The 1,916-nt window shown below is 40.4% G+C and carries 1 protein-coding gene; it reads right to left on the bottom strand.

Annotated features, from left to right (window positions below; all coding sequences use genetic code 11):
- Window positions 1-31 precede the first annotated feature (31 nt).
- Window positions 32-1,141: a glycoside hydrolase family 88/105 protein gene (locus OQ5_RS0119750; RefSeq protein WP_016779151.1), complete on the bottom strand. Its 1,110-nt coding sequence runs from the start codon at window positions 1,139-1,141 to the stop codon at window positions 32-34.
- Between the last annotated feature and the right edge of the window lie 775 nt (window positions 1,142-1,916).

Raw genomic sequence — 1,916 nt, 5'->3', positions numbered from 1 at the left:
GAAAACTTATGAATAAAGCAGGTTAATTGTTTTATTCCTCAAAATGCGCTTTTTCAATAGCCGCCATAATAAATGGCCCGACAGCTTTGGGATCGTTCTTCCGAACCGGTTCCGAAACATAGTATTCGTAAGATCCGTCCCGGTAAGGGTTACCTCCCAAACCAGCCACTGCACAAACATTTGTAATACTGATGGTTCCATCCGGTTCTTCTTTTATGAAATTTTCGATAATTCCATCATAGGCCCTGGCAGCAGCTTTGATATAGCTTTCATCGAGGTATCCTTTATTCAAAGATTTATACAAGAAATATGCGAACATCGTACTGGCAGATGATTCAAGATAGTTTCCGGAACAATCACCTTTATCAAGTACCTGATACCAGACCCCGGTTTTACTGTCCTGATGTTTAACAATTCCAGCGGCAAGCCGGTCTACAACAAACAACACGCTGTCACGTCCGGGATGATTCTCCGGGAGGTATTCTAAAACATCTACCAATGCCATAGCATACCAGCCAACGGCACGTCCCCAGAAATGAGGAGACAAACCTGTTTCTGGATCAGACCATCTTTGCTCACGGCTTTCATCCCATCCATGATAGAACAAACCACTTTCAGGATGGTAATGATGCTTATTGATCAGCATTATCTGGTGCACCACATCGTCAAACAATTGAGGTTCATTAAATTCTTTGCCATAAAGTGCCAAAAAGGGAGACCCCATATAGAGTCCGTCAAGCCACATTTGATGGGGATAACGCTTTTTGTGCCAAAATCCGCCTTCCAAAGTGCGCGGATGAGTCTCCATCTGGGAGCGCAACAACCTGATGGCTTTCCAATATTTTTCGCGGGGTTCCAGGTTGTAAAGGCGGATGAGAAACCGGCCGGGGCTTACCCGGTCTATGTTGTAATCGGTAAGTTTGTAGGTAAGTATCCCGCCCGACTCCTGAACCATCGTATCGGCAAAGGCTTTCACATATTCCAGGTAGCGGTCCTGTTTGGTTTCTTCATAAAGCGCCAGATAAGCATTCATCATCAGGCCATGGGTATACTCCCATTTGGGTTTTTCCCTGAAATCGATCATCCAGGCTTCGGGATTACGTTTCATATCGGAATCGGCCATTTTTTTGGCATATTCCATAGGAGATATTTTTTCTTTAGCAGTGCCATGGTTACAGGACATTGCCAATGCAGGGAGAATAAAAATCGTAAAAATAAACTTGAGTTGTATCATCTGTATTAAAATAATCTGTGAGTGCGGTATAAAAACGATCTGTTTTTGTCTCAATACTCCGTTGAACTTTTGCAAAACGCTGCAACCCATATATTTTTTTCTAAAAGAGTGGGTGTTGCAAGATTCAGATTTAATATCTTCATCTTTTTTCTAACTTAAATTTTAAAATGCTCTTTATCAATTATTTGTTTTGTAAAATCAGATGTTTACTTATCCGTCGAATTTTCGGTACAAACTGCAAAATTCTTCTCTACAAAATTTACCACTTCTGCCTTCTGCCTGGCAAACTTTTGCCTGTCGATTACTTATATCCAAAAATCTAACGATCTATTGTGTCTGTTACAATATTAATAAATCATCTGCCCTGTGCCGGGAGATATATTGACTATTAATGTGGGATAAATGACCATAAGTGCCTGTCCATAATGTGCCATTTGAAAGCCTAACGCAACAAATATTACTTTACAATACTCTGTTAAACTTTTACAGTTGTTTGGTAATTAATTGTTTACACAAATAGTGTCGCAGACCTTAACTCTCTCATAATAAAAAACTTTGCGTCATTGCGTGGCTGCGCTCAGGCTTTTTTCAACGAAATATTGCTACAAATATGAGGGTGAAAATACCACAGATATCCAAAAGGAAAATTTGGAACTCAGGAGTGGAGAGGTTGTCTAACCTG

The sequence above is a fragment of the Anaerophaga thermohalophila str. Valhall genome (genome assembly GCF_000250735.1).
GTDB lineage: Bacteria > Bacteroidota > Bacteroidia > Bacteroidales > Marinilabiliaceae > Anaerophaga > Anaerophaga thermohalophila_A.
This window is presented reverse-complemented; position numbering and strand designations above follow the sequence as displayed.

What these genes read in the sequence shown, in the direction of transcription:
- OQ5_RS0119750 (WP_016779151.1), bottom strand. Translation starts at nt 1,141, where the DNA reads ATGGAATATGCCAAAAAAATGGCCGATTCCGATATGAAACGTAATCCC.